The organism is Halorubrum sp. SP9 (genome assembly GCF_005435015.1).
GTDB lineage: Archaea > Halobacteriota > Halobacteria > Halobacteriales > Haloferacaceae > Halorubrum > Halorubrum sodomense.
The window spans coordinates 1-383 of record NZ_SGXU01000460.1 but is presented as its reverse complement, the minus strand read 5'-3'; the positions used below and the strand labels follow the sequence as shown (position 1 = coordinate 383).

General features: G+C 59.5%; 1 pseudogene. It reads left to right on the top strand.

The window, feature by feature from the left end:
- Nucleotides 1–309: 309 nt before the first annotated feature.
- Nucleotides 310–383: pseudogene (locus tag EXE45_RS18250) on the top strand (superoxide dismutase); the annotation flags it as partial.

Genomic DNA, 383 nt, shown 5'->3' with positions numbered 1-383 from the left:
CGTGGTTCGAATCCCAGTCCCACCGTAAGCGCGCAGCGCACATCGCGCTACGCGCGCCACGTGCGCTTTGTGTACGGATTCGACTTCGAAGAGTGGCCCGCCGACAGAGAAACCACTTTCAGTTACGTCTTCGTTTCGGGCGCCTTTCACGAGTGGCTTCCGCGTTCGACGCGCGCACTCGCGGAACCGCAACCACACCGTTGGAGCCCCGAAACTCCCGATAACACTCACGTCCGGTGCCGCGTGGTAGCGCGTGCCGCATTATCTTTAACAGGTTTCCGGCACATGTTCGTGATAGGTGATACAAGCATGAGCTACGAACTCGATCCGCTCCCGTACGAGTACGACGCGCTTGAGCCCCACATTTCTGAGCAGGTGCTCGA